The organism is Nevskia sp. (genome assembly GCF_023266035.1).
GTDB lineage: Bacteria > Pseudomonadota > Gammaproteobacteria > Nevskiales > Nevskiaceae > Nevskia.
Genome location: NZ_JAHFRY010000190.1, coordinates 1 through 6,025 on the forward strand (window position 1 = coordinate 1; position 6,025 = coordinate 6,025).

The window sequence follows — 6,025 nt, forward strand, 5'->3', positions numbered from 1 at the left end:
GGGTGTCGACGCTTTCAAAGTTGCCACGGCGCTCTGCGGCGATCTGCCGAAAGCCCGGAGCGCTGGCCTGCGCCGGTTCCGCGAGGCCGACGGCAGCATCGTCGACGAAGGTCTGGTGCTGGTCTTCCCCGGCCCGAATTCGTTCACCGGTGAAGACGTCGTCGAGCTGCAGGGCCATGGCGGCCCGGTGGTGCTCGATCTCCTGCTGAAAGCAGCCTGCAGCGCAGGTGCGCGCCCGGCCCGGCCTGGTGAATTCTCCGAACGCGCGTTTCTCAATGGCCGGCTCGACCTCGCTCAGGCCGAAAGCATTGCCGACCTGATCGACGCCGGCAGCCAGGCTGCCGTGCGGGCAGCCAGCCGATCGCTGCAGGGCGAATTCTCGCGACAGGTATTGGCACTGGTCGAAACCCTGATCGCGCTGCGCGCCGATCTTGAAGCCGCCTTCGACTTCGCCGATGAGGACGTGCCCTGGCTCAACGGGCCGCAACTGCAGGCAAGGCTGAACGACATCAGTGCGCAGCTGAAAGCGCTGCTGAAACAGGCCACGCAAGGCCGGCGTCTGCGCGAGGGGCTGACCATCGCGATCGCCGGCCAGCCGAACGTCGGCAAATCGACCCTGCTGAATCGCCTGGCCGGCGCCGATGCCGCGATCGTCTCGCCCGAAGCCGGCACTACCCGCGACGTGCTGCGCGAGCATCTGGTGCTCCGAGGCTTGCCGCTGACCGTGCTCGATACCGCCGGCCTGCGCGATACCGACAACAGCATCGAACGCGAAGGCGTGCGCCGCGCCTGGGCGGCCTTGTCGCAAGCGGAACTGGTGCTGTTCGTCGCCGATGATCGCGACGGCCTGACGCCAGCCGATCGGACCTTGCTCACCCAGTTCCCGGAAGCCTTGCCGGTGCTGCTGGTGTTCAACAAATGCGATCTCAGCGCGCGGCAAGCAGAGCGTTTCGAGATCGACAGCCATCGCGCCCTGCGTATTTCGGCCGCTGCGGATCTCGGCATCGACAGCCTGATCGAGCTGATCTGCGAACATGCCGGCCTTGCCGAACCCGAGGTCCAACCGTTTACTGCGCGCACCCGGCATCTCGAAGCCCTGCGCGCTGCCGATGGCCATCTAGATGCCGCCAATCGGCTGGCCTTGTCGGCGCCTGAACTGATTGCCGAGGAGCTGCGTCTGACGCAAGTCGCACTCGACGAGATCACCGGCCGCTTCAGTTCCGACGACCTGCTCGGCCGCATCTTCAGCACCTTCTGTCTCGGCAAGTAAGATCGCCGCAAAATCCTGATGCCCAGCTTTCAACCCGTGGAGAACTCACCATGTTTCTGACCAAGCTGCGCCCCATCACTGCTGCCGCGGTTCTGCTGACCGCGAGCTTCGCGGCCGGTTCGGCCGGAGCCTTGAGCTTCGACATCACCACGCCGAACCAGCAGGATTTCCGCTCGGTCGCCGAAGACCTGACCGCAGCGTTCGACTACAAGGCGCTCGGCGGCGCCGAACCGGGTGGCCTGCTTGGCTTCTACATCGGCACTTACGGCAGCTACACCAGCACCCAGAGCAGCGACGCCTGGTCGCGCCTCACCGGCAAGTCGGTCGATGGCCTCGGCACCGTCGGCCTGCGCGCCAGCAAGGGCCTGCCGTTCGGCTTCGATGTCGGCGGTTTCTACAGCCGCGTGCCGGGTTCCGATGCCTCGGTCTACGGCGGCGAACTCCGCTACGCGATCCTCGACGGCAGCGTCGCCACGCCGGCGCTCGCGGTCCGCGGCACCTATACCCGCGCCAGCAACACCGGCGATTTCGACTACAGCTCCTACGGCACCGATCTGTCGATCTCGAAAGGCATCCTGTTCCTGACGCCGTACGCCGGCATCGGCTACGTGCACTCCGACACCAAGGCAGAATCGAGCTTCGCGCTCGACAAGGAATCCTTCGGCCAGGCCAAGTATTTTGTCGGCACCAGCTTCAGCCTGTTGCTGATCAGCGCCACGCTCGAGTACGAGCGGCTGGGCGACAACAACGTCTACAGCCTGAAGGGCGGCATCACCTTCTGAGTAGCCGGTACGCCGCAATGACGGGCTCATGAGCATCCGCTAAGGTTCCGCTCATGAGCCCCGAAGAACTGACCGCCTACCTGCACCGCCACATCCCGCTGACCGCCGCGCTCGGTGCCCGAGTCATGTCGTTCGACAGCCGGCAGATGGAGATTGCCGCGCCGCTGGCGCCGAACCGGAATCATCGCGGCACGGCGTTCGGCGGCAGCCTGGCGACGCTCGGCATCCTCGGGGGCTGGAGTCTGCTGCACACGGCGCTGGAGCGGCAGAACCTGGTCGCGAAGATCGTCGTCCAGCACAGCGACTGCGAGTTTCGCGAGCCGGTGGTGGCGGATTTCATTGCCCTGTCGGTATTGCCGGAAGCCGAGTGGCCGCACTTTCTCGCCACCTTGCGCCGTCATCGTCGGGCCCGTATCGCGATCGAGACGCGCATTCGCGCCAATGGCCGCGCCGTCGTCACGCATCGCGGCCGCTATGCCGCCTTTCTCGAATCGGCGGACGATTCGACAGCCACCGAACTCTGAACGCCATGAGCCGTTTCAAGTACTGCCCGCAATGCGCCAAGCCGCTGGAACTGGCCAACCATGGCGAGATGCAGCGCATCGCCTGCCCGGATCGCGTCTGTGGCTACGTGCACTGGGACAACCCGGTGCCGGTGGTCGCGGCGATCGTCGAGCATGAAGGCCAGATCATCCTCGCCCGCAACGCCGCCTGGCCGCCGAAGATGTTCGCGCTGATCACCGGCTTCCTGGAAAAGAACGACCCGCACCCGGAATCCGGCGTGCTGCGCGAAGTCGAGGAAGAACTGGGCCTGAAGGGACGCATCGGCGAGTTCATCGGCTTCTATCCGTTCGAGCGGATGAACCAGGTGATCATCGCCTACCACGTGATTGCCGAAGGCACAGTGAACCTCGGCGAGGAACTGATCGAGTGGAAGAAGCTGCCGCTGGAACAGATCAAGCCCTGGCCAGCCGGCACCGGCTATGCGGTGCGCGATCTGCAGATCCGCCGCGGTTTCACGCCGCCGTCGTTCGACCTGAACATGCTGCGCAAGCCGCGCAACTGGCACGAGATCGGTGAAAAACTGCTGACCGCCGGCCAGCCCAGCGCCGAAGAGTTCAAGTCCCTGCGGGCGATCGGCTCGGAAGTGGTGATCAACCTGTCGCTGCCGACCTCCGACCATGCGCTGGCCGACGAGGACGACATCGTCCGCGCCCTGGGCTTGCGCTATCACCACATTCCGGTGGTTTTCGAAGCGCCGACGCTCGACGACTTCGACCGCTTCTGCGCCGTGATGCAGGACGAGGACGGCCACACGGTGTTCATCCACTGCGCGGCGAACAAGCGGGTGTCGGTGTTCGTCTACCTGTGGCGGGTGCTGAAGAAGGGCGTGCCGCGCGAAGTCGCCGAGCGCGATCTGCACGCGGTGTGGAAGCCGGATGCGGTGTGGTCGGCGTTCATCGCCGCAGCCTTGATCTAAAGCCCCATCGCCAGCGCCACGCTGCGCGCCAGCGCGACCATGTTGCGTACCGTTGCCGATTCGTCGTCGCGCCGGTAGACCAGGCTCATCCGGGCTTTCGGGGCGTCGCCGATGATCCTCCGGTAGGCCACACCGTCGGAGTGGATCTGCTGCATCGATGCCGGTACCAGTGACACGCCAAGACCGGCGGCCACCAGGTTGACGATCGAGGTCACCTGCGAGGCTTCCTGGCCGATGCGTGGACTGAAGCCGGCGCGGCCGCAGGCGGCGAGGATGTCGTCGTAGAGGCCGGAACCGACCGGCCGCGAAAACAGCACGAAGGCTTCGGCCCTCAGCTGGGCGAGATGCAGCGCCGGCTCGGCCGCCAGCCGATGCGCCTGCGGCAGCGCCACCAGCACTTCCTCGTCGAACAAGGCTTCGGTGACCAGCCCTGGTTCTTCTCCCAGCAGCGGGCGGACGAAGGCGATGTCGAGCTGATCGGCCAGCACCGCGGCAGCGAGCACCGGCGTCGAGTTTTCGTCGAGCGACAACGCCACCTCCGGATACTGCTGGCCGTATTCGCGCAGCACTCTCGGCACGAAGGGATGAAACGGTGCCGAGTTGATCATGCCGACACCGATGCGGCCGAGATTGCCGCGTGCGACTCGTCTCGCGTGATCGGTGGCGCGCTGCACGTGGGCGAGGATCTGCCGGGCATCGTCGAGAAACACCTGGCCGGCGTCGGTCAGGGTCACGGTTCGGGCATGACGATGAAACAGCGGCGTGCCGATCTCGGTTTCCAGCGCGCGAATCTGCTGACTCAGCGGCGGCTGCTCCATGCCGAGTTTCTTCGCGGCCCGGGTGAAGTGCAGCTCGTCGGCCACGGCGAGGAAATAGCGAAGATGGCGCAGTTCCATACGAGGTACTTTTGAAGTATCGAAATCTAATATTTCATATATTGGACGTATCGACGACCCGGGTCTAATGTTTGCTCCTATTGGCCTGCAGATGTGAGCGTCGTCTGTTCGGCGGCACTTGTGCATCATCGATCCACCGCACCGGAAAGGCTGGCCAGCCCCCGAACCGCACCCGAGACGTACTGCCATGACTGGACCTATCGCCGCCACGCCGCCTGTTGTTGCCGAATCCGATCTGAATCGGGACGTCGATCCGCAGGAAACCCGCGAGTGGCTCGAAGCGCTTGCTGCCGTGCTCGAACGCGAAGGGCCGGAGCGCGCGCATTTCTTGCTTGAAGCCATGCAGGAAAAGGCGCGGTTGAGCGGCGCCTACATCCCGTTCTCGCCGAACACCGCTTACGTCAACACCATTCCGCCGCATCTCGAAGAGCGTTCGCCCGGCGATCACGCGCTCGAATGGAAGATCCGCTCGATCATCCGCTGGAACGCGATGGCGATGGTCATCAACGCCAACCGCGAGCACTCCGGCATCGGCGGCCACATCGCCAGCTTCGCGTCGGCGGCCACCTTGTACGACGTCGGCTTCAATCATTTCTGGAAAGGCCCGGAACACGCCGACGGTCCCGACCTCATCTACTTCCAGGGCCACTGCACGCCCGGCATCTACGCCCGCGCCTATCTCGAAGGCCGCTTGAGCGAAGAGCAGATCCGTCACTTCCGCATGGAAACCGATGGCAAGGGTCTGCCGTCCTATCCGCATCCCTGGCTGATGCCGTCGTTCTGGCAGTTCGCGACGGTCAGCATGGGCTTGGGCCCGATCCAGGCGATCTATCAGGCGCGCCTGATGAAGTATCTGGAGCATCGCGGCTTGATGAAGGCCACCGGCCGCAAGGTCTGGTGTTTCTGCGGCGATGGCGAGATGGACGAGCCGGAATCGCTGGGTGCCGTCGATATCGCTTCGCGCGAAAAGCTCGACAACCTGGTGTTCGTCGTCAACTGCAACCTGCAGCGGCTCGATGGCCCGGTGCGCGGCAACGGCAAGATCATCCAGGAACTCGAAGGTGTGTTCAGGGGCGGCGGCTGGAACGTCATCAAGGTGATCTGGGGCGGTGCCTGGGATGCCTTGATCGCGGCCGATCGCAGCGGCCAGCTGCAGCGCATCTTCAACGAGACCGTCGACGGCGAGTACCAGAACTACAAGGCCAAGGGCGGCAAGTACACGCGCGACAATTTCTTCGCCAAGCATCCGGAAACCCTGAAGCTGGTGTCGACGATGTCCGACGAGGACATCGGCCGGCTCAACCGCGGCGGTCATGATCCGCACAAGATCTACGCGGCCTACGCGGCGGCTTCGAAGCATATCGGTACGCCGACGGTGATCCTGGCCAAGACCGTCAAGGGTTACGGCATGGGCGAAGCCGGCGAAGGCCAGAACATCACCCATCAGCAGAAAAAGATGGGCGAGGACGCGCTGCGCGCGTTCCGCGACCGCTTCAAGCTGCCGATCTCCGACGATCAGATCAAGGACACGCCGTTCTACCGGCCGGCGGAGGATTCGCCGGAAATCACCTATCTGCGTGGCCGCCGTGCCGCACTT

The 6,025-nt window shown here is 64.6% G+C and carries 5 protein-coding genes and 1 pseudogene; 5 read left to right on the forward strand and 1 reads right to left on the reverse strand.

Features of this window, described 5'->3' with window-relative positions:
* The 4 genes from mnmE to Q0D45_RS20265 form a co-directional block, all read left to right on the forward strand.
* Positions 1 to 1,270 (forward strand): tRNA uridine-5-carboxymethylaminomethyl(34) synthesis GTPase MnmE (mnmE, locus tag Q0D45_RS20250; RefSeq protein WP_293397346.1); only part of this gene is annotated, 1,270 nt, incomplete at its 5' end.
* A 50-nt stretch (positions 1,271 to 1,320) separates the two neighbouring features.
* A complete protein-coding gene (locus Q0D45_RS20255) occupies positions 1,321 to 2,052 on the forward strand; it encodes a hypothetical protein (protein WP_293397349.1) in 732 nt (243 codons plus the stop codon).
* A 53-nt stretch (positions 2,053 to 2,105) separates the two neighbouring features.
* On the forward strand, positions 2,106 to 2,576 hold the full coding sequence (locus Q0D45_RS20260; RefSeq protein WP_293397352.1) for a YiiD C-terminal domain-containing protein: 471 nt from the start codon (positions 2,106 to 2,108) through the stop codon (positions 2,574 to 2,576).
* Between the two features lie 5 nt (positions 2,577 to 2,581).
* Positions 2,582 to 3,532: an NUDIX domain-containing protein gene (locus tag Q0D45_RS20265; protein ID WP_293397354.1), complete on the forward strand. Its 951-nt coding sequence runs from the start codon at positions 2,582 to 2,584 to the stop codon at positions 3,530 to 3,532.
* On the opposite strand, the gene Q0D45_RS20270 is transcribed toward Q0D45_RS20265, so the two are convergent.
* Positions 3,529 to 4,428 (reverse strand): LysR family transcriptional regulator, encoded by a 900-nt coding sequence (locus Q0D45_RS20270; RefSeq protein ID WP_293397357.1) that lies wholly within the window; start codon positions 4,426 to 4,428, stop codon positions 3,529 to 3,531. The genes Q0D45_RS20265 and Q0D45_RS20270 overlap by 4 nt on opposite strands.
* A 187-nt stretch (positions 4,429 to 4,615) precedes the next feature.
* Between Q0D45_RS20270 and aceE the strand changes: the two are divergent.
* A pseudogene (gene aceE, locus Q0D45_RS20275) lies at positions 4,616 to 6,025 on the forward strand (pyruvate dehydrogenase (acetyl-transferring), homodimeric type); the annotation flags it as partial.